This window comes from Mycolicibacterium hodleri (genome assembly GCF_025822245.1).
In the GTDB taxonomy this organism is placed as follows: Bacteria; Actinomycetota; Actinomycetes; order Mycobacteriales; family Mycobacteriaceae; genus Mycobacterium; species Mycobacterium hodleri.
Window position 1 is genome coordinate 1 of record NZ_JACKTL010000017.1, and the last position, 26,532, is coordinate 26,532.

General features: G+C 67.2%; 21 protein-coding genes and 1 tRNA gene. 8 read left to right on the forward strand and 14 right to left on the reverse strand.

The window, feature by feature from the left end:
• Window positions 1-85 precede the first annotated feature (85 nt).
• Together istB (H7J06_RS03965) and istA (H7J06_RS03970) are read right to left on the reverse strand one after the other, a co-directional pair.
• Window positions 86-883 (reverse strand): IS21-like element helper ATPase IstB, encoded by a 798-nt coding sequence (gene istB, locus H7J06_RS03965; protein WP_264037202.1) that lies wholly within the window; start codon window positions 881-883, stop codon window positions 86-88.
• On the reverse strand, window positions 880-2,409 hold the full coding sequence (istA, locus tag H7J06_RS03970) for an IS21 family transposase (protein ID WP_264037204.1): 1,530 nt from the start codon (window positions 2,407-2,409) through the stop codon (window positions 880-882). The genes istB (H7J06_RS03965) and istA (H7J06_RS03970) overlap by 4 nt, the downstream gene beginning before the upstream one ends.
• 171 nt (window positions 2,410-2,580) lie before the next feature.
• Between istA (H7J06_RS03970) and H7J06_RS03975 the strand changes: the two genes are divergently transcribed.
• Window positions 2,581-3,291: a site-specific integrase gene (locus tag H7J06_RS03975; RefSeq protein ID WP_264037206.1), complete on the forward strand. Its 711-nt coding sequence runs from the start codon at window positions 2,581-2,583 to the stop codon at window positions 3,289-3,291.
• Here the strand turns inward: H7J06_RS03975 and istB (H7J06_RS03980) are convergent.
• From istB (H7J06_RS03980) to H7J06_RS03995, 4 genes are all read right to left on the reverse strand, one after another.
• The gene (gene istB / locus H7J06_RS03980) at window positions 3,288-4,094 is read right to left on the reverse strand and encodes an IS21-like element helper ATPase IstB (protein ID WP_264037208.1); all 807 of its coding nucleotides are present in this window, start codon (window positions 4,092-4,094) and stop codon (window positions 3,288-3,290) included. The genes H7J06_RS03975 and istB (H7J06_RS03980) overlap by 4 nt on opposite strands.
• Window positions 4,091-5,599 (reverse strand): IS21 family transposase, encoded by a 1,509-nt coding sequence (gene istA, locus H7J06_RS03985; protein WP_264037210.1) that lies wholly within the window; start codon window positions 5,597-5,599, stop codon window positions 4,091-4,093. Before istA (H7J06_RS03985) ends, istB (H7J06_RS03980) begins: the two co-directional genes overlap by 4 nt.
• 326 nt (window positions 5,600-5,925) lie before the next feature.
• Window positions 5,926-7,338 (reverse strand): toll/interleukin-1 receptor domain-containing protein, encoded by a 1,413-nt coding sequence (locus H7J06_RS03990; protein ID WP_264037212.1) that lies wholly within the window; start codon window positions 7,336-7,338, stop codon window positions 5,926-5,928.
• Window positions 7,339-7,587: 249 nt separating this feature from the next.
• Window positions 7,588-7,670 (reverse strand) — tRNA-Tyr (locus tag H7J06_RS03995).
• A gap of 101 nt (window positions 7,671-7,771) precedes the next feature.
• On the opposite strand from H7J06_RS03995, the gene H7J06_RS04000 reads away from it, so the two are divergent.
• Complete coding sequence (locus tag H7J06_RS04000) at window positions 7,772-8,263, forward strand: YajQ family cyclic di-GMP-binding protein (protein WP_264037213.1); 492 nt, start codon at window positions 7,772-7,774, stop codon at window positions 8,261-8,263.
• Between the two features lie 142 nt (window positions 8,264-8,405).
• Here H7J06_RS04000 and H7J06_RS04005 read toward each other — a convergent pair whose 3' ends face one another.
• A complete protein-coding gene (locus H7J06_RS04005; protein ID WP_264037214.1) occupies window positions 8,406-8,912 on the reverse strand; it encodes a hypothetical protein in 507 nt (168 codons plus the stop codon).
• Between the two features lie 211 nt (window positions 8,913-9,123).
• On the opposite strand from H7J06_RS04005, the gene H7J06_RS04010 reads away from it, so the two are divergent.
• The 3 genes from H7J06_RS04010 to H7J06_RS04020 all read left to right on the forward strand — a co-directional run bounded on the left by H7J06_RS04010 (window position 9,124) and on the right by H7J06_RS04020 (window position 13,873).
• Complete coding sequence (locus H7J06_RS04010; RefSeq protein WP_264037216.1) at window positions 9,124-10,149, forward strand: NAD(P)H-dependent glycerol-3-phosphate dehydrogenase; 1,026 nt, start codon at window positions 9,124-9,126, stop codon at window positions 10,147-10,149.
• A 70-nt stretch (window positions 10,150-10,219) separates the two neighbouring features.
• Entirely contained in the window at window positions 10,220-13,015 is a 2,796-nt protein-coding gene (locus tag H7J06_RS04015) for a helix-turn-helix transcriptional regulator (protein ID WP_264037218.1), read from the forward strand.
• A gap of 21 nt (window positions 13,016-13,036) precedes the next feature.
• The gene (locus H7J06_RS04020; protein ID WP_264037219.1) at window positions 13,037-13,873 is read left to right on the forward strand and encodes a DUF5995 family protein; all 837 of its coding nucleotides are present in this window, start codon (window positions 13,037-13,039) and stop codon (window positions 13,871-13,873) included.
• A gap of 4 nt (window positions 13,874-13,877) precedes the next feature.
• Here H7J06_RS04020 and H7J06_RS04025 read toward each other — a convergent pair whose 3' ends face one another.
• The 4 genes from H7J06_RS04025 to grcC1 all read right to left on the reverse strand — a co-directional run bounded on the left by H7J06_RS04025 (window position 13,878) and on the right by grcC1 (window position 18,191).
• Entirely contained in the window at window positions 13,878-15,548 is a 1,671-nt protein-coding gene (locus tag H7J06_RS04025) for a hydroxysqualene dehydroxylase (RefSeq protein ID WP_264037221.1), read from the reverse strand.
• Window positions 15,549-15,572: 24 nt separating this feature from the next.
• Complete coding sequence (locus tag H7J06_RS04030) at window positions 15,573-16,115, reverse strand: hypothetical protein (RefSeq protein ID WP_264037223.1); 543 nt, start codon at window positions 16,113-16,115, stop codon at window positions 15,573-15,575.
• Window positions 16,116-16,219: 104 nt separating this feature from the next.
• Window positions 16,220-17,098, reverse strand: coding sequence for a zinc metalloprotease HtpX (gene htpX / locus H7J06_RS04035; protein WP_264037225.1), 879 nt, complete (start codon window positions 17,096-17,098; stop codon window positions 16,220-16,222).
• 85 nt (window positions 17,099-17,183) lie between these two features.
• Window positions 17,184-18,191 (reverse strand): nonaprenyl/(2E,6E)-farnesyl/geranylgeranyl diphosphat synthase, encoded by a 1,008-nt coding sequence (gene grcC1, locus H7J06_RS04040; RefSeq protein WP_264037227.1) that lies wholly within the window; start codon window positions 18,189-18,191, stop codon window positions 17,184-17,186.
• A 21-nt stretch (window positions 18,192-18,212) separates the two neighbouring features.
• Between grcC1 and menJ the strand changes: the two genes are divergently transcribed.
• On the forward strand, window positions 18,213-19,433 hold the full coding sequence (gene menJ / locus H7J06_RS04045; RefSeq protein WP_488199440.1) for a menaquinone reductase MenJ: 1,221 nt from the start codon (window positions 18,213-18,215) through the stop codon (window positions 19,431-19,433).
• Window positions 19,434-19,545: 112 nt separating this feature from the next.
• Complete coding sequence (locus H7J06_RS04050; protein WP_264037229.1) at window positions 19,546-22,347, forward strand: ATP-binding protein; 2,802 nt, start codon at window positions 19,546-19,548, stop codon at window positions 22,345-22,347.
• Between the two features lie 3 nt (window positions 22,348-22,350).
• Here the strand turns inward: H7J06_RS04050 and H7J06_RS04055 are convergent, their stop codons facing one another.
• The gene (locus H7J06_RS04055; RefSeq protein WP_264037231.1) at window positions 22,351-23,037 is read right to left on the reverse strand and encodes a demethylmenaquinone methyltransferase; all 687 of its coding nucleotides are present in this window, start codon (window positions 23,035-23,037) and stop codon (window positions 22,351-22,353) included.
• A gap of 99 nt (window positions 23,038-23,136) precedes the next feature.
• Between H7J06_RS04055 and H7J06_RS04060 the strand changes: the two genes are divergently transcribed.
• On the forward strand, window positions 23,137-23,961 hold the full coding sequence (locus tag H7J06_RS04060) for an SDR family oxidoreductase (RefSeq protein WP_264037233.1): 825 nt from the start codon (window positions 23,137-23,139) through the stop codon (window positions 23,959-23,961).
• Between the two features lie 7 nt (window positions 23,962-23,968).
• Here H7J06_RS04060 and H7J06_RS04065 read toward each other — a convergent pair whose 3' ends face one another.
• Together H7J06_RS04065 and H7J06_RS04070 are read right to left on the reverse strand one after the other, a co-directional pair.
• Entirely contained in the window at window positions 23,969-25,297 is a 1,329-nt protein-coding gene (locus tag H7J06_RS04065; protein WP_264037236.1) for a H(+)/Cl(-) exchange transporter ClcA, read from the reverse strand.
• 103 nt (window positions 25,298-25,400) lie between these two features.
• Window positions 25,401-26,528, reverse strand: coding sequence for a glycosyltransferase family 4 protein (locus tag H7J06_RS04070; RefSeq protein WP_264037238.1), 1,128 nt, complete (start codon window positions 26,526-26,528; stop codon window positions 25,401-25,403).
• Window positions 26,529-26,532 lie beyond the last annotated feature (4 nt).

A 26,532-nucleotide genomic window follows, 5' to 3' on the forward strand; every position in this document is an offset into this window, starting at 1 on the left:
TGCGTTTCGTCAAGTGATTTGGCCCCACTGCGTTTCGTCAAGTGATTTGGCCCCACCGTCGTCATGAATTTTGGCCCCACCTGGCCTAGGTGGCGCGCTTGGTTCGGGTAGTGGTTTTGCTGGTGCGGAGTCGGTAGGACTTGGTGCCGGTCTCGATGATGTGAGCGTTGAAGGTGACACGGTCGACGATCGCGGCGACGAGGCGCGGGTCGGGAAACACCGTGCCCCACTCGCTGAAGGGCAGGTTGGTGGCGATCGCAACCGAGGCCCGTTCTTCTCGTTCGGTGATGATCTGGAACAGCAATTCCGCTCCGCGAGGGTCGATTTGGACGTATCCGAGCTCGTCGAGGCAGAGCAAGTCCAAGCGACCGTAGCGCGCCACGACACGTGAGAGGACACGTTCGTCGGCGGCTTCGACGAGTTCGTTGACCAGTTGCGCGGTGGTGACGTAGCGGACCCGGCGGCCCTGTTCGCAGGCCGCCAACCCCAACCCGATGAGCAGGTGGGACTTGCCTGTACCGGAGTCACCGAGAAGCACGATCGGCTCGCCGGCGTCCATGTAGTGCCCGGCGGCGAGGTGGCCCAGAGTGGCGGGTGCGATGCCGGGGACGGCGTCGATGTTGAACTCCGCCAACCGTTTCAGCCTCGGGAACTTGGCATCGTTGATGCGTCGGGTTCGGCGCCGCTCAGTGCGGTCGTCGACCTCGGCGGCCAACACTTCGGCGAGGTAGCCCAGGTGGGTGTGGCGTTCCCGGTTGGCGATCTCGGCCAGACGCGTCGCTTCGGTGCGCACGGTGGGTAGGTGTAGCTCGCGGGCCGCGGCACCGATGGAGGCTTGGGCGGCGGCGTCGACGGTTACCGTCGTGTTGGCTGTGGTGGTCATGAGTCGCTTCCGGTGAGCAGGTCGTCGTAATCGGCCAGCGAGGGGGGTGGTCGGTCGTAGCGGGCCAGCGCGCCGATCGCGGCGACGGGTGCGGGTGTGCTGGTGTGGCGGCGGGCGTCGATGAGCACGGTCTCTGGGTCCAGGCATCCTGAGGTGACGGCTCGGTCCATCGCGGCGACCAACGCGGCGGCGGGCATGCTGCGGTGTGCCAGCAGGATGGTGATCAGGGCGCGGGTTCCCTTGGCGTCGCCGCGTGCGGATCGGGCTGCGTCCCAATAGCTTTGGTGCGATTGAGTGAACACCCCGCGAGTTTTGGCCTGGGTGAGTGCGGTCGCGCCGGGCAGCGCCCCGGGTTTGGTCTTGAGGACCTCGAGGTAGTGATCCAGGCACAGCACCTCGACGTAGCGTCCGACCGCCCGCTCGTGGGAAGCGACCAGTCGTGGTCCGTCGTAGACCTCGACGGTCCGGGCGGCCAACCGCACCGGGAGGCGTCGCCCGGCGTAGCGGGCTGGTACGGAGTAGAAGCATTGCCGCACAGACACTCTGGCCCGGTTGTCGACCCTGGCTTGCAGGAGCCGGGCGCAGTCGAACGCCTCGGCGGGCAATGCCATCAGCTCGCTCGACTCGATGGCGAACGCCGCGCCGATGGTGATCGGGCGGCCGGTGATCACCCGGTCATCGTCGAGCAGATCCGCAGCGGCGATCAGCTCGTTGAGTTCGGCCAGCGAGGCGACCTTCGGGACGGGAACGAGGTGGCGGCGTCGGAAGCGGCCGATCTCGCCTTCCACACCGCCCTTCTCGTGAGCGCCGTCGATGCCGGGGCGGCAGAAGAACGAGTCGAACCCGTAGTGGCTGCGCAGTGCGGTGAACCGTTCGGACTCGGTGCGGTCACGCCCTTTGAGGACCCGGATGACGGCGGGTTTGAGGTTGTCATACCGGATCCGGCCGGGCACACCCCCGAAGTATTCGAAGGCCAGCACGTGGCCCTCCAAGAATGCTTCCTGGGCCTGGGTGGCGAACGCGACGTGAAAGGCTTTGCCCGAGTGCGACAGTCGCATCACGAACATCCAGCACTTCACGACCAGTCCGGCGATCGTGGCGTAGAACTCGCCGAAGTCGACCTCGGCCTCAGCGCCGGCCAGATGGGACTGCGGGATCGACACGTCGTGCCGGAGCAGTCCGAGTTCGACCCGACGCCGGGCGACGTACCGCGACACCGTCACCTCCGAGCACGTGGCCTGGTGTTCGGCGACGAGACGCTGCCAGACCCGCCGTGCGGTGTGGCGTTGCTTGCGCGGGGCGTCCTTGTCGGCGATGAGCCATCCGTCGATGACCGGCGCCCACTCGTCGATCGCTGGCCGGGGCCGGACGGGATAGACCTTCCGTGGCGGTGGGACCGCGTCGGAAAGTGCTTGGCGCACCGTACGACGATGTGTGCCATGACGATCCGCCAACTCACGGACCGACAAATCCTCGATCCGCCGATCCCTTCTAATCTGCTCGAACAGTTCCACGCGTGACCGCATCCTGACCGACCTCCCTGACGACCGTCAGAGACGACGGGCGACAGGAACGATCTGAACGAGGGTGGGGCCAACATTGGTGACGACACACCGCGCCCACCCGGACGGACACGATCACCACCCCGGTGGGGCCAAAATTCGTGAAGAACTACGACCAAAGTGGGGCCAAGTCAGGTGACCACACTCAGCACCGCGCCCACCCGGACGGACACGATCACCACCCCGGTGGGGCCAAAATTCGTGAAGAACTACGACCAAAGTGGGGCCAAGTCAGGTGACCACACTCAGAAGCCGGCCGAAACGTTCACGCCGGCGGAACTTCAGACGGTTCTCGATCACGTCGATGGTCAGCGCTATGCAATCGCGTGGCAACTCGCGCTCACCGGCCTCCGACGAGGCGAGGTCGCAGGCCTACGCTGGGTCGACGTCGATCTCGAGAACCGGACGCTGCAGATCGCGTCGACACGGTTGAGGTTCGGCAAGCACTTGGTCGAGGACACTCCGAAGTCACGCGCTGGGCGACGGACGCTGCCGATACCCGACCACTTGGCGGCCGCTTTACGCTCCGCCCGTGCGATCCAGGCCGCTGACAGGCTCATGTTGGGCGAAGAGTACGAGGCGAGCGGGTTCGTTGTCGTCGACGAGTGGGGGACGGCGCTGAGTCCGCACGCGCTGACCTCTCGGTGGGCGCGCATGCTCAAGGCCGCGGGGGTCCGTCACATTCGGTACCACGACGCCCGACACACCTGCGGCACGTTGATGCATCTGCAGGATGTACCGATCGCAGTCATCTCGGCGTGGCTGGGTCACTCGTCTGTCAATGGCCAACTTGAAGTACCCGCTGGTGGCCAAATAAAAGTCCCCACCGCGTGCGGTGATTCTTAGTTCGGTTGAGGCGTCTCCTTCCGGTGTTGGGCGTCCTTCATGCGGTAGGACTCGCCGTCGGTGATCACGACGGTGGCGTGGTGCAGGAGCCGGTCCAGGATGCTGACGGCGGTGGTCTGCTCGGGCAGGAATCGGCCCCATTCTTGGAATGGCCAGTGCGAGCCGATGGCCAGGGATCGGCGTTCGTAGGCTCCTGCGACGAGCCGGAACAGCAGCTGGGTTGCGGTGTCGTCGAGCGGGGCGAAGCCCAGTTCGTCGAGGATGATCAGGTCGACCCGCAGGAGCGATTCGATGATCTTGCCGACGGTGTTGTCGGCCAGGCCGCGGTAGAGGGTTTCCACCAAGTCTGCGGCCGTGAAGTAGCGCACCTTGTGCCCGGCGTGGATCGCAGCCACTCCCAGTCCGATCAGGGTATGTGACTTACCCGTCCCGGCGGGTCCGATGATGGCCAGGTTCTGTTGTGTACGAACCCATTCCAGACCTGATAGGTAGTCGAACACCTTCGACTGGATCGAGGATCCGGCTACGTCGAACGTGTCCAGAGTCTTGGTGACCGGGAAGCCGGCGGCCTTGAGCCGGTTGACGACATTGGAGGCATCGCGCGCCGCCAACTCGGTCTCGACCAGGGTCCGCAGTACCTCTTCGGGTGTCCAGCGTTGGGTCTTCGCGGTGAGGAGGACTTCGGGTGCGGTGCGCCGGATCGCGGCCAGCTTGAGCCGCCGCAACCCGGCATCCAGGTCGGCCGACAGGACCGGCAATGATTGCGGTGCAACGGGTTTGGTGAGTTTGGATGTGGCGGTCATGATGTAACTCCGCTGTCAGCGGTCGGGATGACCGTGTAGGCATCCAATGACCGGGTCGGGGCGACCGGTAGATCCAGGATCAACGCATCCCCAGCGGTGCGGGGTTGAGGGGTTCCGGCGCCGGCGGCCAGGATGGAACGCACGTCGGCAGCCCGGAACCGCCGAAATGCCACCGCGCGGCGTAGCGCCGCGATCAAGGCATCCGTGCCGTGCGCGGCACCCAATCCGAGCAGCACCTCCAGTTCCGAACCCAATCGGGTGTTGCCGATCGCGGCGGCCCCGACCAGGAACGCTTGGGCATCCTCGCCGAGTGCGCAGAACTGTTGCTCGGTCGTCGTCCTGGGTCGTGGGCCTCGGCTCGGCGCAGGCCGGGGTCCGTCGTAGTGGTCGTCGAGGATCGACGCGGTGCCCGGTGCGGCGAGTTCGTGCTCGGCCACGATCATCCCGGTGCCGGGTTCGACGAGGCATACCGCGCCGTGATCGACCACGACGACCACGCTGGTCCCGATCAGCCGGGTGGGCACGGAGTAGCGGGCCGAGGCGTACCGGACGCACGACAGTCGATCGACCTTGCGGAGCACCGACGATGTCCCGATCTGCAACCGTAACGACGGCAGTGGTTGCAGCAGTTCACGTTCGACGATAAGCCGTTCGTCAGGGACGGCCTGGATCTCCGAATGCAGCGCGGCGTTGACCTCAGCGCACCACACCTTGGCCGCGGCGTTGGCGATCCGCAGATCGACGGGCCGCCCAGTGATCTCGGCCTCGGTCAGCAGCGGGACGGCCAGGTCACGTTGGGCGTAGCCGCACAAGTTCTCCACGATGCCCTTGGACTGCGGGTCGTTGGCATGGCAGAAGTCCGGTGCGAAGCCGTAATGACTTGCCAGTCGGACGTATTCGGCGGTGGGGATCACGACGTTCGCGACCACACCGCCCTTCAAACACGCCATCCGATCGGCCAGTACCCGGGCCGGAACACCACCGATCGCATTGAACGCTTCGGCGATCAACGCCAACGTCGTCGATGCTTTCTGGTCGGTGGCAAAGGCGACGAAGCGCCACCGGGAGAACGCCAGTACAGCGCAGAACAGGAACAACCCCGGCGCGGCTTGGGCCCAGTCGATCACCAGGTATTCACCCGGTGACCACACCGCCGGGCGGCGACCGCGGTGATGTTCATTGCGCCACAACAGCTTCGCTTCGGCGACGAGGCGGCGGAAATTGCGTGCCGATCCGTCATACCCGGCGGCGCGGGCGATTGGCAGCATCCGCTTGGCCGACATTCGACCCTGGGATTTCTTGACTCGTTCGGCGACCAGTGCGGTCACCGCATCGTAGTTGTGGGCCCGCTCAACCCGCGGTGGTGCGGCATCGCCGGCTTCGAACTTCTCGACGACTCGTTTGACGGTCTTGTGGGTGGTGCCGCACATCTCGGCGGCGGCGCGGTATGACCCGACTTGTTGGTAGGCAGAAATGATGTCCATGCGGTCCTTCGCAGACTTCAATGGAACTCCCCGGTGGTGGCGGTGTGTGGTTGGCACCTTCACCGTCACCATCGGGGCCTGCAGTTCCTGATCGACACGACGAACACGGGGTGGGGACTTTTATCTGGCCACCAGTGGATACCTCCACTTGGCCACCAGTGGATACATTTTCATGGCCACGGACACTCGTCGAAGGCGTTCACGATGCAGACATATGTGCACTCGCAGCCTGACGCGCTAACAACCGCTGCACAGAGCTTCTCAAGGGTTGTCGGGCAGCGCCTGCGCAACGACTAGATAGCTAGCGGGGGCGCCTAGTATTAAATACAGTTCGACTCGGGTGCTTGCTAACGGCGTTTACGCGCTCGATCCGCGAAGAACGGGCCTAGGAACTCGGGCGATAGCAGGCGCTCGGCCAAAGCCTCACCGCTCTCGGGCAGACCCAGAAGCTCCGCGCTAAAACCCATTCGATGAACCGCGTCAGCCCGCGCGTCCGCGCTGGCGCAAAAGGCATCAGCTGACTCGGTATCACCAAGCTCGCGTTCAAGTTGACCGTCGAATTCGCTGCGGACATAGCCAAAGTCCTCTTCCAGGCGGTTCAGCTCCCATTCGTTCCACGGCCATACGCCCCACGCTGCCATTCCTGCTGTCAGGACCATTCTCACTGGTTGCGGCAAGAACTCGCTACGACTGGACAACAACCAAGCGATGTATTCAGGATCCTCGTAGAACCGCACTGGCGGCCCATTCGACACATAGTTGCCTTGGACGAACCCACAAGCGATGTGGGAGGGACTGTAACGTCCGAATTCCTGGTCACGGAAAACATATTCGTCGTCGCAGCGAGGTGGCAGACCATCGTCGGTAAGTGCACTTCCGTACCGGTCCTTTCGCCGCCTACTTTCAAGACCCCGAGCCAGTGAATCCTCGTATAGACGCTGAATCTCGGGCTCAAATTGGCCGCCGAAACTGGGTATGGCGAGTTGCGGCGCGTAGGCAATCAGATACCTCGGGTGCACATGGCACATTGCCTCGAGTCCAGGCGTCTCCTCGATGAATCTGTGGACGTCTTCCGGCGGAGTTATCTGTGTGATGGGCGTCAGATTTGCGACCCTTTGCCATCCCATCTGCGCAGCAGCCCATGCTAGGCGGAAACCGCGCTCAGCCGGTTCCGACGAGCTTTCGGGCAGCGGGAATCCCCACCGACCCCAGCCCATGGGCTCCTGCCAATTGCCTTCCATTGCGTTGGATTCTGCAGCCGCTGCAACATCAAGCCACCAGTCATCGGTGACGACCGGCGGGCGGTACCCCATCTCGATGAGATGGTCGCGGGCGACGACCAAGGTCGACCCCTGAGGACGTATGGCCTCGCATAGCTTCCGGACCACCTCTTCGAGACCTTCGGCGCTCGATGCCGCTAGCTTGTCTGCTAGCGAAGGCGAAAACGCTAGAACATCGCGACGGTCCACCCCGTGCCAGATCGGAAGTATGGTCCCGCGATGCTCGATGTCTCGTGCTACCAAACCATCGAGCTCCCACTGCGGCCACGCCTTATCAAAGAAATTTTTGCTCAGAACGACGATTCCAAACCGAGACTGGGCTAGACCTCGGTCGATCGACCGCCGTAGCGAGTCGCCCAAGCGAAGACTGAACTCGTCGTACCAGACTTCGATGTGCTCCTTCCGAAGCCGTTCAGCAAGGGCACGGACAAAGTCATTCTTGTCCTCGCTGGCGTGGCTGATGAACGCGTCAAACAACATCCGTCACCCTCGATCCTGATGTACGCCCTACGTTTGATTATCGCCGTCATCAACAACGGCATCCGCAAAATCAAACGACGCCAGCATCATTTTCAATGCCCCTGAGCCGCCGGCGCGGCCGCAAACGGAACCCACTTGAGCACCCAAAAGCAGCCGGACACGCAGAGTTACACCCGACTTGTGACAATCCGTGACAATTCGCCGCCCCTCAAACAGCTCAGCCCCCCTCGAGAGGGGGGCTGAGCTGGGTGGCAGGTACAGGATTCGAACCTGTGTAGGCGTTAGCCGACGGATTTACAGTCCGCTCCCATTGGCCGCTCGGGCAACCTGCCGGGATTCGCTCCAATCCGGAACCCCGGTTTGGTGCGACTAGCACGGTACTACGAGGATGGTCCCAACACGAAAACGCACCAACACAGGAGGGAGCGAGTCCATGGCGGATTCCAGCTTCGACGTAGTCAGCAAGGCCGACCGCCAAGAGGTCGACAACGCGCTCAACCAAGCAGCCAAGGAGCTGTCCACCCGTTTCGACTTCCGCGGCACCGACACCACCATCGAGTGGCAGGGCGAGGAAGGCATCATCCTCGTCAGTTCCACCGAGGAGCGCGTGAAGGCCGCAGTCGACGTCTTCAAGGAGAAGCTGATCCGACGCGACATCTCGATGAAGGCCTTCGACGCGGGCGACCCGCAACCGTCCGGCAAGACCTACAAGGTGATCGGCAGCATCAAGCAGGGCATCGACAGCGAGAACGCCAAGAAGATCACCAAGCTCATCCGCGACGAAGGCCCCAAGGGCGTCAAGGCGCAGATCCAGGGCGACGAGATCCGCGTCAGCTCCAAGAAGCGCGACGACCTTCAGGCCGTGCAGTCGCTGCTGCGGGGCGCCGACCTCGAGGTCGCGCTGCAGTTCGTCAACTATCGCTAGGCGCCGAACGTGACGCCACGGTGAGAATGGCGGGCAATCATCGCAGTGGCGTCACGTTGGGCGACACGCGGCCGACGCACCCTGCAATGCACCGAGCCCGGAGACGTTGGACGTCTCCGGGCTCGGTGAAGGTTCGCAGTAGTTAGGGCGTGGTTCCGCCACCGGTGCCACCGGTGGCGCCTGCGCCACTGTCGCTGCCGCCCGAGGACGGAGCCGGCGCCGTGCCGCCGTTGAGGATGGCACTGCCGAACTGACCGGGCGCCGCGGCGAGCGCGCCCGCGATGGTCTGCGGCGCGGTCACGATCTGCTCGAGGCCGCCGCCGGGACCGAAGAACTGACCGGGAGCCCCGGTGAGGCCACAGGTGTTCTGCGGGGAGTCCGGCGGGCAATTGACACCAACCAGGTTGGCGGGGGTCTGCGCACCCTCGAGGGCCTGCTCGGGCAGCGAGACGACGGCACCCGCGAACTGACCCGGCGCCGCGGCGAGGCCGGCCGCGGTCTGTGCCGGGGCCTGCGCCACGTTGGTCGCGATGGTGCAGGGAATCGACGTGAACGAAGGAGAACATGCCGCCGATGCAGGCGCCGCCAATGCGAAGCCGCCGGCACTGGCGAAGCCGATGAGGCCGGCGACGATGAAGGTGGATTTCACGAATTCTCCTATGTATGAGCAGCGAGCGCGTGTGCGATGGCTCATAGCATAGCGCCCTGAGAGCATTCGTAGCACTGCAAGAATCAAGTCCGTCGTCGGACCTCGTGGCAACCAAAATTGACGTGCTAATCAACGATCTTGACCGTGAAAGAAAAGCCTTGCGTCGCCAAAGCATTCACCCGCCGACGCTCGCCGCCATACCCTGATCGCCATGGCACCTGCGCAGCGCAAACCGAACGTCGTCGTCCTCGGTGGAGGGTCCTGGGGCACCACGGTGGCCTCGATTTGCGCCCGTCGCGGGCCGACGCTGCAGTGGGTTCGCTCCCAGCAAACCGCCGACGACATCAACGACAACCACCGCAACTCCCGCTATCTCGGCGACGAGGTGGAGCTCGCCGACAGCCTGCGTGCCACCACCGACTTCGCGGAGGCGGCCAACTGCGCCGACGTCCTGGTGATGGGCGTCCCGTCGCACGGCTTCCGCGGCGTGCTCGAGGAGCTCGCCAAGGAACTGCGACCGTGGGTGCCGGTCGTGTCCCTGGTGAAGGGCCTCGAGCAGGGCACCAACATGAGGATGAGCGAGATCGTCGACGAGGTGCTGCCCGGTCACCCGGCCGGAATCCTCGCGGGACCCAACATCGCCAGGGAGGTGGCCGAGGGGTACGCCGCCGCTGCCGTGCTCGCCATGCCCGACCAGCACCTGGCCGCCAACCTCGGAGACTTGTTCCGCACCCAGCGGTTCCGCACCTACACCACCGACGACGTGGTGGGCGTCGAGATGGCGGGTGCACTCAAGAACGTCTACGCAATCGCCGTCGGCATGGGCTACTCCCTCGGGATCGGCGAGAACACCCGCGCCATGGTGATGGCGCGCGCCGTGCGCGAGATGTCGAAGCTCGGCGAGGCCATGGGTGGTCACCGCGACACCTTCGCCGGGCTGGCGGGCATGGGCGACCTGATCGTCACCTGTACGAGTCAGCGCAGCCGCAACCGCCACGTCGGCGAACAGTTGGGTTCGGGGAAGTCGATCGACGAGATCATCGCGTCGATGAACCAAGTCGCCGAGGGCGTCAAGGCCGCCAGCGTCATCATGGAGTTCGCCGACAAGCACGGCCTCAACATGCCCATCGCCCGCGAGGTGGACCGCGTCATCAACCACGGGTCGACGGTCGAGGACGCCTACCGCGGCCTCGCGGCCGAGAAGCCGGGTCACGAGGTGCACGGCTCCGGCTTCTAGACGCTGCGCAGGTGCGAGGTCACGAGGCGATAGCGCGTCGGGCCGCGCGCATTCTTGAGACCATTCCCCGATGACCAGTCGAATGCTGAGCCGTTCGACTGAGCAGCGTGCCACTGCGGCGCTGTTGGACGCGGCGCAATCGAGTCCCGCAAGCCTGATCCTCGAAGGCGAGGCTGGGATCGGCAAGACGACGGTGTGGCTCGCCACCCTCGAACAGGCTCGACGACGCGGGTTTTGCGTGCTGGCCGCGCAAGCCACCGAAGCCGAGGCCGCCCTGGCCTACTCCGGTATCGCCGATCTGCTCGGCGATCTCGACCCGCACGCATTCGAGCACCTACCCGACCTGCAACGTCTCGCCGTCGACAGGGTGCTCCTCCGGGCGGGAAGCGACGCGGACGTGACCGATCAACGCGTGGTGGCGGCCGCGTTCGCGTCGGTGGTCAACCGGCTTGCGGAGACCGGCGGCCCGGTGCTGGTCACCGTGGACGACGTGCAGTGGCTGGACCCGTCGAGTCGCCTCATCCTCGCCTTCGCCGGCCGACGCTTCCGGGGCCCCGTCGGGGTCTTGGTCACCGAGCGGTGCGACGAGGGCAAGGCCACCACCACGTCGTGGTTACACCTCGACCAGGCCGGAACCTTCGAGCGAATTCGCTTGGGACCGTTGAGTACACGTGCGCTGCACTCCATCGTCTCGACCCGGCTTCAACGCTCGCTGCCGCGCTCGGCGATGGCCCGGATCGCGGAGATTTCCTGCGGAAATCCCTTCTACGCAGTCGAACTGGCGCGGTCGTCGGAGAGTGGGCCGCTGGCGTCGGAGCCCGTACTCCCCGACACCCTGACGGATCTGGTACGGCGGCGAATTGGCCGGCTCGACGACGAGGTGCGGGCAATCCTCTTGGCCGTTGCCTGTGTGGCCGCGCCGACCACCGAACTGATCGCCCGCCTGCGCGGGGTGACGACCGATCAGCTCGTCGAGACGCTGGCCGACGTGGAAACCGACGGCATCGTCACCGTCGTCGGCAACCGGATCCGGTTCACGCATCCGCTGTTGGCGCGCGGCGTCTACACCGACGCTGCACCGGCCAACCGTCGCGCCACCCACCGGGCACTGGCGGGTGTGATCGTCGAACCCGAACTGCATGCCCGCCACCTGGCATTGGCCGCGGCAAATGAGGATCAGGACACCTTGGCCGCCCTCGACGCCGCCGCCGACTCGGCCCGAGCCCGGGGCGCCCCGGGTGCGGCGGCAGAATTGCTCGACCTCGCCATCGGTCTCGGCGGCGACAAGGCGTGGCGGCGCGTTCGAGCCGCCGGCGACCACTTCCAAGCCGGCAGCACCGACCACGCCGAGAGCCTCCTGGTTCCGCTCGTCGACGAACTGCGCCCGGGGATGCTGCGCGCCATCGCGCTCAATCTGCTTGCCGCCATTCGCATCTACGACAACAACTTCGTCACGGCCGCGGACCTGCTCAGCCGCGCGGTCGACGACGCGAAGGACGTACCGCCGATTCTGGTCCAGACGTTGATGCACCTGTCGTTTGCACAGGGCCACGGTTCGTTCGCCGACGGCACGCCGGCGGACGGGATGTTCGACGCCGTGATGCACAACGCTCGCACTGCCGTCGACGTCGCCGAGAAGTCGGGCATCCCAGGGCTTCGCAGCCAAGCCCTCTCCCACTGGGTCATGGCCCAGTTCATGCACGGCCACGGGATCGACGAGGAGAGCCGACGCCTGGCGCTGGAGCTCGAACCGCGCGAGGGCGACGTGCCGGTTCCCTTCAAGGCGCAGGCATGCGACGCACTCCTCGATGCCTGCGTCGGTCGACTCGACGACGCCAGGTCGAAGATGCTGGCCGTGGGCGAGCACTATCGGGAGCGCGGTTCCGACCACAACGTGATGGCCGTGTCCTCCTACCTGGCACTCGTCGAACTGTGGAGCGGACGATTCGATGCGGCAAGCTCATTCGCCAACGAAGCCGTCGAGCGAGCCGACCAACTCGGCAGCGGTGACGTCGGCGTCATCGCGCTGTCGATCCGAGCGTCGGTCTTCGCGCACTGCGGACGGGAAGCCGACGCGCTCGCCGACGTCGACGCCGCACTCGCCGGCGCGCTCGCCTGTGACGCCCCGCGCATGGCCGAATGGCCCCTGATGGCCAAGGGATTCCTGGAGGTCTCCCTCGGCGAACATGCAACGGCACTGGCCACCCTCGAACCCCTGACGCGCCGCTTCGGAGTGGTGCCCGGCACAGAGATCATGGCGGGCTGGTACATCCCCAACGCCGTCGAGGCACTGGTCGCACTCGATCGGCTGGACGAAGCCGAGCCGTTCATCTCCGCTCTCGAGCGCAACGGCGCCGCGCTCGACCGGTCGTGGATGCTGGCTGCGGGTGGTCGCTGCCGGGCGATGTGGCTGGCGGCGAAGGGGGACGTCGCAGCGGCGGTCGACACCGCTCGAGAGTCGCTCGTCGAGCACGACCGCACTCCGATGAGATTCGAACGCGCCCGCACCATGCTGCTTCTCGGGAGACTGCAACGCCGCCGCCGCCAGAAGGGAGCCGCGTACGAGACACTCAGCGCCGCCCTCGCCGAATTCGAGGAGATGGGTACTCCGTTGTGGGCCAACCAAGCTCGCGACGAACTGGCCAGGACGAAGGTCCGCGGCGGCGACTCCTCGATCCTGACCCCGTCCGAGCAACGGGTCGCCGAGTTGGCCGCATCGGGCATGACGAACCGCGACATCGCCGCCGCCCTCTTCATCCATCCCAAGACGGTGGAGACGAATCTCAGCCGCACCTACGCCAAGCTCGGCATCCGCTCACGCGTCGAACTGGGCAAGCGACTCGCCCAATTGCCCGACACGGTCTGACTTCTCGTCGATACTCGAGACATGCCACCGCCCGCGACGACGCCTCCGCGGCTACCCACCGCGACGACCCTGACAGAGGTGATCGCCAACTTCGACACCGTGATCGCGTGGGCCATCCAGGAAAGCAGCGGCATCGGGTACTTCCCCACGGTCTACCGTCGTGCGACGATCGCGATCGACGCGGCGGTCCGGGACGGGACGTCCTTCGAGCACCCCGACGTCATGGCACGGTTCGCGGTGATCTTCTCCCAGCGCTACTTCGACGCCCTCAACGCCTACCTCAACCCGCGCCCGTTCGAACGGCCCACCAACGTGTGGCTGTGGCACTTCGTCGGCCTGGAATACGACGAGCCGATCATCTTCCAGCACCTGCTGACCGCGGTGGACGCCCACGTCAACCTGGACCTCGGCGTCGCCGCGTCGCAGGTCGGCCGCGGCGACATGCCGGACTTGCACGACGACTTCAACATGGTCAACACCATCCTTGCCAGTCAGGTTCAGGCGGTCTTCGACGCGCTCGGCGACGTCTCCCCGAACGTGAAGAAGATCCGCGACGCTATCCCCGACTCCGTGGAGGTGTCGTCGATCAACGAACTGCTGCAAGCCTTTCGGGACCTGGCGTGGAAGTTCGCCATTGCCCTGGCCGACGACCCGCCGGAACGCTTCCAGGAGTTGGTCGACCAACACGACGCCTGGGCCAGCGTGCTCGCGACCAAGTATCTGTATCCGCCCGGGCGTCTCGGAGCGTGCGCCCGGTGGATCGCGGAGAAGGAGAGCCACGACGTCGCCGCCGTCATCACCCGGCTCAACGCGGACGCCCACGTGCCCCGACCGGTGAACCCGGCGTTCCTCGCCTAGGCGCTCACGGCATCGGCGCGACGACGAGGTTGCCGGCTTCGTTGACGCCGATCATCGACGGCTTCGTCCCTCTCCGGCCCAGCTTCCACAACACCGCGTCCACCGCGCGGAACGGCGCCAGCAGCGCCGGCTCGGCGAGATCGAACACCTCGCAACGCCTCTGCGGCGACGACTCCGCGTCGAGGATGGCGTTGACGGCTCGTCGTGCCGCTTCGTTCGCGCTCTCCATGGTCGCGAGATCGGTGTTGGTGCGGACGAAGTCGGAGGCGATGACGAAGTTGGGCACGGCGGTCGCCGCGTCGGGGCGGTGCCGCCACGAGCACTTCGTGTTGATCAGCAGCGGATCGTCGTTGGCAACGGGATGGTGCGTGACGGGATCGAAGTGGATGCCGGGGTCGAGGAACCTGTGCAGCACGTTCGCCTCGGTCAGGCTGCCGTCGTCGATGTGGGCGACCATCTGACGCCACACCTCGTCGAGAATTTCCTCCTCGGTGCAGTCCTTGGCCGCCATCCCGTTGAAACCGGTTGTGTCCCAATCGGACACGTCGACCGACAGAATCCCCTCGACTCTGCCGTCGCCCCGGTTCTCCAGGTCGAGCGCCCAGAACTGCTGCTGCGAGATCGCGGTGAGCGCCCACTGTGAGTTGAGGAAGATGACGTGACCGTTGACCAGGGGACGGTCGACGTCCAGGTAGTACATCGCCCCGGTCATCCACCGCGTCACGAGATCCCCCAGATGCGCCAGTTGCGGGTCGGCCGCCGCGAGCCCGCCTGCCGTCAGGGGCGCCAACTTCTCGCAGGGCAAGGCGGAGACGTAATAGTCCGCCGAGATGTCGTGAGGCCCGTCGGCGGACTCCACCGTCACCCCGGACACACCGTGTGCGTCACAACGGATGTCGGTCACCCGGTGCCCCGGCACGAACGTCACCCCGTGCGAGTCCCGAAGCAGCTCGACCCACGGGTCGATCCACACCTCACTGGTCGGCCCGTTGAGCACCCGGTCGATTCGTCCATCCGGCCGGGCCATGTCCTGCAGCAGTTGACACAGAATCGCGCATCCGGTGCGAGCCGACATCTCCTCGGCCCTGGCCGCGACGAGTGCCCGAGTCATGCCCTTGGCCAGGAACTCCTGGTACGCCGGTGAACACTCCTCCGCCCTGACGAAGGTCCACCAGTCCACCGGCTCGTACTCGGCAAGCCGTCGCTCGTCGCACGCGGTGAGATAGCCGAGGAGGAGATTGAAGAACATCACGTACTCGTGCAGCGGAATCCTCATCCGGACGGCGATCGTGTGCACGAAACGCGCCAGCCTGCCAAGGTCGCCCAGCGTCGACGGGAACGTCGTCGGTGCCACGATCTCGTTCTGGCCGCCGTCCTGGGCGAGCATCATCTGGGTGGCGCCGACGAGGTTGTCCCCCACCCATCCTTGGCCGTACGGGATTGCCGCCATCGTGGCGTCGACGTGTCGGTAGAAGCCCGGAAAGAACCTGAACCCGTGCTCGCCGGGCAACGGCTTCCTACCGTCTGCTGCGGTGCCGGGAACCGGGATCGACCGAGCCTTCCCACCGAACACGTCGCGCGCCTCGTAGACGACGACGTCGAACCCACGGGTGGCGAGTTCGTGGGCGGCACTCAGACCGCCGACCCCGCCGCCCAGGACCGCCACCGACGTCATCACGCGATGGTAGGCGGTGACCCGTCAGTTGGCGTAGGGGTTGGCCGGCTGCGGCCGGTCGATCAGCGGGTTGTTCGGGTCGACGGCGTAACTGCCCGCCGGGCTGATGACGAAACCGCCACCGTCGTAGTTGTTGGTGCACGTCGTCGTGGTGCCGTCGGTGCCGCAGGTGACATTGCGGAAGCTGATCTTCGACCCAGCCGGCAAGCGCTGCGGGAGCTTGTCGAAGACGTAGAGCGGGCGGTCGGAGCTGGAGAATCCCGCCGGGCCGACCTGCTGACCCGTGACCAGGTTGGCGCCATTGGGAGCGGCGGGGATCGGGCCGTTGCAGCCGTAGTTGCCGGAGTTGCGGTTGATGATGCAGGCGATGTCACCGGGGACGGCGAAGCCGTACAGAGACCCGTCCTGCAGCAGGTACTCCGACGGCTTGACCGGCGCGTAGCCCATCACGTTGGGGGCGGGCGGCGATGGGGGCGGCGCCGGCTCGGGATCGGCGGCGGCCACACCGGGCACGCCGAGGACGGCGGCCCCCGCGGCCCACAGGCCGATCAGCATTCTGCGTCGCACGCGACCAGCGTAGAACAGGCGTTCCTCGGATGCGGGCTTACCAAGCGGAGCGGTCGTCACACCGGGGTCATCGGCCGAGGCCTCGGAAACGTTAACCGCCGGCGTCAGTACTGTCCGGGCCCGCGGCCGGCCATCTGCTCGAGGCGCGCGATGCGCTCCTCCATCGGCGGGTGCGTGGAGAACAGCTTGCCGATCTTCTCGCCGGCCCGGAACGGGTTGGCGATCATCAGATGCGCCTGGTCGGCCAGCTGGGTCTCCGGAGGCAGCGGCGCCAACTCCACCCCCCGGCTGATCTTGCGCAGGGCGCTGGCCAACGCCAGCGGGTCACCGGTCAGCTCGGCGCCGGACTGGTCGGCCTGGAACTCCCGTGACCGCGACACCGCCAGCTTGATGACGGTCGCCGCGATGGGGCCGAGCAACGAGACCAGCAGGATCGCAAAGGGATTGGTGCCACCCTCGCGGTTGCCGCCGAACATGCTCGCGAAGAACGCCAGGTTGGCCAGCGCGGTGATGACCGACGCCATCGCGCCCGCCACGCACGAAATCAGGATGTCGCGGTTGTAGACGTGCGACAGCTCGTGGCCGAGCACGGCCCGCAACTCGCGTTCGTCGAGGATGTCCAGGATCCCGGTGGTGCAGCAGACCGCGGCGTTGCGCGGATTGCGACCCGTCGCGAAGGCGTTGGGCGCCGCGGTGTCACTGATGTAGAGCCGCGGCATCGGCTGGTGCGCGGTCGTGGCCAACTCTCGGACGATGCGGTACATCGCGGGCGCCTGGACTTCGTTGACCGGCTGGGCGTGCATTGCACGCAGCGCCAACTTGTCGCTGTTGAAGTAGACGTAGACGTTCATGCCGACCGCGAACAGCACGGCCAGGAACATGATCGACCTGCCGAACAGCGCGCCCACGAACACGATCAATCCGGAGAAGACGACCAGCAACAGAAACGTCTTGGCCCGGTTCGCGTGGGGATGCCAGGTCATTGGCCCTCCTCCTCAAACCACCGACTGCTCAAACCTTGGGAGTCGTTCGCTGATCCAACGCATGGGAGCGGGTGTCTGGTTCCACTCAGCCGTGGCGGTTGACCGTGTAGTCGACCAGGTTGGCCAACGCCAACCGGCCGGGCACGTCGGGCAGTTCGGCCAGCTCGGCGCGGGCTTGCGCGGCGTAGTCGGCGACGGTTTCCTTCGCTCGCACGATCCCACGTGACGAACGCAACAGCGCCAGCGCCTCGGCGACGTCCGCGTCGTCCTCGACGGGTCCCTTCAGCAGTTCGCGTAGCCGGTCGGCGTCCGGCCCGGTCTCGCGCAATGCGTAGAGCACGGGCAGGGTGTGCACGCCTTCGCGAAGATCGGTGCCGGGCACCTTCCCGGACTCGTCGGGATCGCTGTCGATGTCGATGATGTCGTCGGAGATCTGGAAGGCCGTGCCGACGATGCCGCCGAGCCTGCCGAGCCGCTGGATCTGCGCCTCGTCGGCCCCGGAGAACGTCGCACCGAACGTGCCGGACGCCGCGATCAGGCAGGCCGTCTTCTCGTAGACGACCTTGAGGTAGTGCTCCACGGAGTCCGCGCCCTCGACCACGCCACGCGTCTCGCGCATTTGTCCGGTGACCAGCTGGGCGAACGTGTCGGCGATGACCAGGACCGCGTCGGGCCCGAGCCGGGCGACCAGCCTCGACGCCGTCGCGAAGAGGTAGTCACCGGCCAGGATCGCGATGTTGTTGCCCCACCGCGCGTTCGCGCTGTCGGCACCGCGGCGCACCTGAGCCTCGTCCATCACGTCGTCGTGGTAGAGCGTCGCCAGGTGGACGGCCTCGATCACGGCGCCCGCGACGGTGACCTGCCACGCGTCGGGCTCGGGACCCAGCTGCGCCGACAGCACGGTGAACAGCGGACGGAACCGCTTGCCACCCGCCTGAAAGAGGTGCTGCACGGCCTCGGCCATCAGCTCGTCGGCCTTGCCCAGCTCGGTGGCCATGAGTTCCTCGATGCGCGCCACCCCGTCGCGAACACTCGCCGCGAAAATGGCGTCCCCGAACTCCACGCCGGCGACCACGGTCGCTGGTGTCTTCATTGCTACAACATACTGGGCAGTGTGGACCTCAAACGTGACGTGGTGGTGATTGGCGCTGGACCTGCCGGTTCCGCCGCTGCGTCGTGGGCGGTCCGCAACGGCCGCGACGTACTGGTCGTCGACGGTCAACGCTTCCCTCGTGACAAGGCCTGCGGCGACGGGCTGACCCCGCGCGCGATCGCCGAACTCGAGTTGCTCGGCCTGGGCCCCTGGTTGGACGGCAAGGTTCGCCACCGCGGACTGCGGATGTCGGGTTTCGGGGCCGACGTGGAGATCGAGTGGCCGGGCCCGTCGTTCCCGCGCACCGGCAGCGCCGTGCCGCGGACCGAGCTCGACGAACGCATCCGCCACGTCGCAGTCGACGATGGCGCCGAGATGCTCCTCGGAGTCAAAGCGGTTGGCGTCGACCATGATTCGACCGGTCGGGCGACGTCGGTGACGCTCGAGGACGGCACCGCGATTGGCTGCCGGGAGTTGATCGTGGCCGACGGCGCCCGCTCGACTCTCGGCCGCGTGCTCGGCCGCGAATGGCACAGGGAGACCGTCTACGGCGTCGCGATCCGCGGCTACGTCGCGAGCCCACGTGCCAACGAACCGTGGATCACCTCGCACCTCGAACTCCGCTCCCCCGCCGGGGACGTCCTGCCCGGGTACGGCTGGATCTTCCCCCTGGGAAACGGCGAGGTGAACATCGGCGTCGGCGCCCTCGCCTCGGCGAAGCGACCCGCCGACGCCGCCCTGCGGCCACTCCTGTCGCACTACGCCAACCTGCGGCGCGACGAGTGGGGCTTCGACGGCGAACCGCGGGCTGCCCTGTCGGCGCTGTTGCCGATGGGCGGCGCGGTCTCCGGTGTCGCGGGACCCAACTGGATGCTGATCGGAGACGCCGCGGCGTGCGTCAACCCGCTCAACGGCGAGGGGATCGACTACGGACTCGAGACCGGTCGACTCGCCGCGGAACTTCTCGGCAGCGGGGACCTGAGCCGAGCCTGGCCCGACGAGTTGCACCGGCACTACGCCCGCGGTTTCTCGGTGGCGCGACGGCTCGCACTTTTGCTGACGATCCCCCGCTTCCTGCCGACCGTCGGCCCGCTCGCGATGCGCTCGACGTTCCTCATGGGTGTCGCCGTTCGCGTGATGGGCAACCTGGTCACCGACGAGGACGAGGACTGGATTGCCAGGGCATGGCGCACCGCCGGTGCCGGATCGCGCCGGATGGACGGGCGCAAGCCGTTCAGCTGAGCTCCGCACGATGTGTTTGCCAAATTTGCCGCTGCGGGTATGAAACACTTGCCTGACGAAATAGACGAAACCGTAAGTCGACTTCTGTTTGCGCTTTGCCCGCAGTGGCTACATGCGACCAGGGTTGGGAGTCGTCGACGACGGGGGGCTTCGGTTGGTGCGTTCACGGATGAGCCGGGCGGCCGAATGGCGCGCGGTGATCACGTTCCTGGAGTCCGCGGCGACCCGCCCGTCGGCCCTCGTCATCGGCGGCGAGGCGGGCATCGGGAAGACCACGCTCTGGCTGGGCGCCCTGGAACAGGCTCGGGACAGCGGTTTTCACGTCCTGTCGGCACGGGGCGGCCAGGCCGAGTCCGGCTTGACCTACGCGGTGCTCGCCGACCTCCTCGAATCGGTCGGCACGGACGTCCTGGACACCCTGCCCCACCTCCAACGGGTCGCCGTCGACCGGGTGCTGCTGGCCGGTGACGGCACGGGGCCGGTCACCGACGAGCGGGTGGTCGCGTCCGCCTTCATCACCCTGCTGGACCGGCTGGCCGCCGACGCGCCGGTGATCGTGGCGCTCGACGACGTGCAGTGGCTCGACTCGTCCAGCCAAGCGGTCGTGGCGTTCGCGAGCCGACGGCTCAAGGGGCGCGTCGGCGTTCTCGCCACCGAACGCACCGAGGCCGACGGCCGTCACGGCACCGACTGGCTCAAGCTGAGCCGGCTCGACGGAGTCGAACGCATGTCGGTGGGGCCGTTGAGCATCGGCGACCTGCGCCGGGTGATCTCCAGCAGGCTGGGTCGATCGTTCTCCCGGCCGACGATCGTCCGGATCAGCGAGCTGTCCGGGGGCAACCCGTTCTACGCACTGGAATTGGCGCGCGCGATCGACGGGCAGTCGAGCCTGGCCGACGCCGCGCTCCCCGGGTCGTTGGCCGACCTCGTCCGCTCCCGGCTGGACCAGTTCGGGGAGGACACCCAGACGGTCCTGCTGGCCGCGGCCAGCGTCGGCACCCCGACGGTCGACCTGCTCGCCCAGGTCACCGAACAGGCGCCCCAACGCGTGGTGGAACTGCTGGAGGTGCCGGAGACCGACGGCATCGTGCAGATTGCGGGCAACCGGGTGCGGTTCGCCCATCCCCTGCTGGCCCGCGGCGTCTACAGCGTGGTGGGACCCGTCCGCCGCCGACAGATGCATCGCGCGCTCGCCACGATCGTCCAGCAACCGGAAATGCGGGCACGCCACCTGGCGCTGGCCGCGTCGAACGCCGACCCCGCGACCCTGCTGGCCCTCGACACGGCGGCAGACGCCGCGCGCGTGCGCGGGGCCCCGGCGGCAGCCGCCGAATTGTTGGACCTCGCCATCAACCTCGGTGGCGACACCCCCGCCCGCAGGATCCACTGCGCCGATCACCACTTCCGTGCCGGGGAAGCGCAGCGCGCCGGCGAGCTACTGGTGTCGACAGTCGACCAGCTTCCGCCGGGATCGCTTCGGGCCTTTGCGCTGAATCTGCTTGCGACCATTCGGATTTACAGCGACAGCCTGGCCGAGGCCAGCGAGTTGCTGGACCGGGCCCGCGACGACGCCGAGGAGGACCCCGTCCTCACGGTGCGCATCCTGCTGCTGTCGTCGTTTGCGTCGATGTACTCGGGCCAGTTGGACGCCGCGGTGCGCCACACCGACGAGGCGTTGGACCTGGCCCGTGGCCTGTCGCTGCCCGAGCTGACCAGCCAGGTGCTCGCGATGTCGGTGCTGACGAAGTGCACGCGCGGCGACGGGGTCGACGAACCGAGTCTGCACCGCGCCCTCGAGCTTGAGGATCTCGACGCCGACGTGCCCATGCAGTTTCGGGCGTGCGCGGTCCGGGCGATCACGCACGCGTGGACGGGGGAACTCGACGCCGCACGCGACGAGGCGAAGACCGTGCGGCAGCTCTGTTTGGCCCGCGGCGCCGAGAGCGACGTGATGATGTTCGACGCCCACACCGCGCTGGCCGACGTGTGGCGGGGTGACTTCGCCGCCGCGGAGGTGCTCGCCGAAGAGGCCATCGAACGCGCCGAACACATTGACACACAGAATCTTCGGGGCGTGGCACTGGCGATCCGCGCGACCGTCTTCGCCCACCAGGGGCGGGAGGCCGACGCCCGCAACGACGCCAACGCCGCGCTGGCCATATCCCGGGAAACCGACACCCCGCAGCTCGCGATCCGGGCTCTGACGGCTCTGGGTTTCGTCGAGCTGTCCCTCGGCAACTACCCCGAAGCGCTGGCCGCCCTGCAGCCGCTGATCGACGCTTTCGGCGCGCTGCCGGGAAACGAGATGCGCAACCTCGACTACGTGCCGTATGCGATCGAGGCACTGATCGCCGCCGGCCGGCCCGACGAGGCCGAGCCGATGATCGAACAGCTCGAGAACGACGGCCGCCGACTGGACCGGGCGTGGCTGCTGGCCACCGGAGCCAGAGGACGGGCGAGGTGGTGGGCCGCGAAGGGCGAGCTCGACGAGGCGACGCGGGCCATTCAGCAGTCGCTGCTGCACCACGACGGGCTGCCGATGCCGTTCGAGCGGGCGCGCACGCTGCTGGTACTCGGGCAGCTGCAACGCCGTCAGCGGCTGAAGCAGGCGGCCGCCGACACCTTCGCGGAGGCATTGCGGGAGTTCGAGCGGATCGGCGCGGCGCTGTGGGCCGAGCGCGCCCGCGACGAGCTGGGCCGCGCCAAGTCCGAGACACCGCCGAAACCCACGCTGACCCCGGCCGAACGACGGATTGCCGAGCTGGCGACCTCGGGAATGACCAACCGCGACGTGGCGGCGACCCTCTACGTCAGCCTGAAGACCGTCGAGGCGAACCTGACCCAGATCTACCGCAAGCTCGGCATCCGGTCACGCGCCCAGCTGGCGGCCAAGCTGGCCTCCGGTGAGCTGTAGCCGTCAGGCCTTGGTGGCGGCGTGCAGCGCCACGATGCCACCGGTGAGGTTGCGCCACCGCACCGCCGACCAACCGGCGTCGGCGATCCGCCGGGCGAACGCCGCCTGATCCGGCCAGGCGCGGATCGACTCAGCCAGGTACACGTAGGCGTCGGGATTGCTGGACACCGCGCGCGCCACCGACGGCAATGCCCGCATCAGGTACTCCTTGTAGACCGTGCCGAACAGCGGGTTCGTCGGAGTGGAGAACTCGCACACCACCAGTCGGCCGCCGGGACGGGTGACCCGGGCCATCTCGCGAAGGCCCTCGACGTGGTCCACGACGTTGCGGATGCCGAAGCTGATGGTCACCGCGTCGAACGACTCGTCGGCGAACGGCAGCTTCGTCGCATCGCCGGCCACCTTGGGCACCGGGCGTGCCGCACCGGCGGCGAGCATGCCGACCGAGAAGTCGGCCGCCACGCACCAGGCGCCGGACTCCGCCAATTCCACCGTCGAGACGGCGGTGCCCGCCGCCAGGTCGAGGACCGCGTCGCCGGGGCCGATGTCCAGTGCCGCCCGCGTCGCCCGTCGCCAGTATCGGTCCTGGCCCAGCGACAGCACCGTGTTCGTGACGTCGTACCGACGGGCGACGCCGTCGAACATCGACGCCACTTCGCGGGGGTTCTTCTCCAACGTCGCACGGCTCACGCCACCGACGCTACCTGTGAATGTGCACGTCGCGGGAATGGGTAACCCGTCACCGCGTTGGTATTGCCTTGAATGCCGGGACCAGACAGAGGAGAAGACATGGCCGAGAAGGTGTGGTTCATCACCGGGACGTCGCGAGGCTTCGGACGGGAGTGGGCGATCGCGGCCCTGGAACGCGGTGACAAGGTCGCCGCCACCGCGCGCGACACCTCGACGCTCGACGACCTGAGCGAGAAGTTTGGCGACGCACTGCTGCCCATCGAGCTGGACGTCACCGATCGCGCCGCCGACTTCGCCGCCGTCGAACGGGCCCACGACCACTTCGGGCGTCTCGACGTCGTCGTCAACAACGCGGGATACGGACAGTTCGGCTTCATCGAGGAGCTCTCCGAGGCCGAAGCCCGCGACCAGATCGAAACGAACGTGTTCGGCGCGCTGTGGATCACCCAGGCGGCGTTGCCGTTCCTGCGCGCGCAGCGCAGCGGTCACATCGTGCAGGTGTCCTCGATCGGCGGCATCACGGCGTTCCAGAACGTCGGCATCTATCACGCCTCCAAGTGGGCGCTCGAGGGCTTCTCGCAGGCCTTGGCGCAGGAGGTGGAGTCCTTTGGCATCCACGTGACGCTCGTCGAGCCGGGCGGCTTCTCCACCGACTGGGCAGGTTCGTCGGCCAAGCGCGCCGAGGAGATCGCCGACTACGCCGAGATCCACGAGGCGGCGCAGAAGGCACGTGAGAAGCGGAACTCGGCGTCGGGTGACCCGAAGGCCTCGGCAGCGGCGATCCTCAAGGTCGTCGACGCGGAGAAGCCGCCACTGCGAGTGTTCTTCGGCAGCATGCCCATTCAGCTCGCGAAGGCCGACTACGAGAGCCGCCTCAAGACGTGGGAGGAGTGGCAGCCGGTCGCCGAACTCGCCCAGGGCTGAGCCAGCCCTAGGACGAATCCTTGCCGGGTTCCGCCGGCATGCGTTCGCGCAGGCTGTCGTAGATCGGCGGCGCCCGCAGCAGTTCCGCCGCCAAGACGGCTGCAGCGGTCGCCGCCAGCATCGGCACCAGCACCGACGTCGTGGCCGTCATCTCGACGACCAGCACGATCCCCGTCACCGGTGCCCGGACCGTGCCTGCGAAGAACGCCGACATCCCGACGATCGCCATCGGGACCGCCAGTGACGCCTGGTTGCCCGGCCAGACGGCGTCGAAGCACCCGGCAAACAGCACGCCCCACAGCGTCCCAACGGCCAACAGGGGCGCGAACAACCCGCCCGGGACGGCAGCGGCATAGGACAGCGGACCGGCCAGGAAGCGCAACGCCAGGAAGCCGACCACGACGGAGAGTTCCAGGCTCCGGCCGCCGAGGATCGACTGGGTCAGGGTGTCACCGCCTCCGGTGGCCAACGGATGCACGAACATCACCAGGCCGATCACCGCGCCGATGAGGGCGGCCTTCGCCACCGCCGGTATCCGGGGCAGCAGTTTGACGTGGTCGACGAATCCCAGCACCAGGCGGTTGTAGAGGACGCCGAGGCACCCCGTCGCCAGGCCGAACACGATGAAGAGCGGCAGCCAGCCCAGGCCGGGTGAATTCACCTCGGGCACGGCGAAGTCGGGGTGGTCACCGACGACGAGCCGCGCGCAGCCGACGCCCGTGGCGGCCGCGAAGGCCGTCGCGAGGACGGTGTGCAGCCGGAAGGACTTGGTCACCTCTTCGAGGGTGAACAGAACGCCGCCGATTGGAGCGTTGAACGCCACGGCGAGGCCGGCGCCGCCGACGGCCGTCTGCAGCATCCGTACCGTCGCGTCGCCGAGGCGGGCACACCGTGCGACGGCGGCGCCGATCGCCGCGCCCATGTGCACGGTCGGTCCCTCGCGACCCAGGACCAGACCCGAGCCGATGCCCAACACCCCGCCGACGAACTTGGCGGTCAGCAACCGCAATTCCGGCGTCGAGGCGTCGCCGCGGTAGACCGCCTCGACGTGCTGGATGCCACTGCCCGCCGCCAGCGGCATCCATCGCACGACCAACGCGGCGAGGGCGGCCCCGAGGGCGGTGGCCGCCATCGGGACGAGCCAGCCCGGTCCGGCCAGCCGATGCGCCCAGTCGGACAGGTCGATTCGTAGGGTGTCGGCGTATTGCAGACACCACCGGAAGGCGCCGCCGACGAATCCGATGACCGCGCCCGCCACGACGGCGACCGCGCAGACGAGCACCAACCCCTGCACGCCGTCGGTGACCGGCGTCGAGTCTGGACTGGGCGTCGTCATCGGTATCCCGCTCTGTCGTCGGCCCGTGGTGGTGGACGGGCCCGGTGCGGATACGCAAGCAGCTACCAGAGTCGATCGTCAAGGCGATCGGGAGATCAGGCGGTCAGGCAGCCTTGGCGCCGCGATGGCCGAGCACCGCGTCGTAGTGGCCGAGGAGCTGCTCGCAGACCGCGGGCCAGGTGCGAGTCAGCACGCTGCGCCTGGCGGCGACCGAGTATCGGTGCCGTTCGGCGAGGAGATGGTCGACGGCGTCGGGCAACCGGGTCTCGAACTCGTCGACCCCCAGCAGCAGACCGGTGTGCATCGGCGTCACCAGGTCCCGCGGGCCGCCGGCGTCGGGGGCGATCACGGGGACTCCGGAGGCCATCGCCTCCTGGACGGCCTGACAGAAGGTCTCGTGCTCGCCGGCGTGGACGAACACGTCCATGCTGGCGTAGGCGGCGGCCAGGGCCCGACCGTACAGGGCACCGGTGAAAACCGCTGTCGGCATCAGTGATTCGAGACTCTTGCGGTCGACGCCGTCGCCGACGACGACCAGTTGCACGTCGTCGCGGCGCGCTAAGACCGCCAGCCGCTCGACGTGCTTCTCTGGCGCCAACCGGCCCACGAACCCGACGATCGGTTTTCCGGTGGGTGACCACGCCGTCCGCAGCGCGTCGTCGCGCGCCGAGGGGACGAAGCCGCTGACGTCGACGCCTCGACCCCAATGATGAACGCGCGGAACGTGATGCGCGGTGAGGTTTTCGATCGCCGAGGTAGACGGTGCCAGCGTTCGGTCGGCCTTGCCGTGGAGATGCCGCGTCCACGCCCACGCCGCCCTCGACATCACACCCGCACCGTAACTCTGGGCGAAACCCGCGACGTCGGTCTGGAACACGGCGACCGTCGGCACGTCCAGATGCCGCGCGGCCAGCAGGCCGCCGTAGCCGAGCAGTGCCGGCGACGCCAGATGGACCACGTCCGGCTGAAAACCGCGCAGCACGCCGACCATCCGCGGACGCGGAACTCCCAGCGGCAGCGACGTCACCTTCGGGAACATCTTCGACGGCACCCGATGCACCCGAACGCCGTCGTGGACCCGAGTGGCGGGCGGCTGACCACGAGGACTGTCCGGTGCGATGACGAGCACTTCGTGTCCCGTCCTGCGGAGATGTTCCATCACCCGAAGCACCGAGTTGGTGACTCCGTTGACGTTGGGGAGGAACGACTCCGCGACGATGGCAACGCGCACCCCA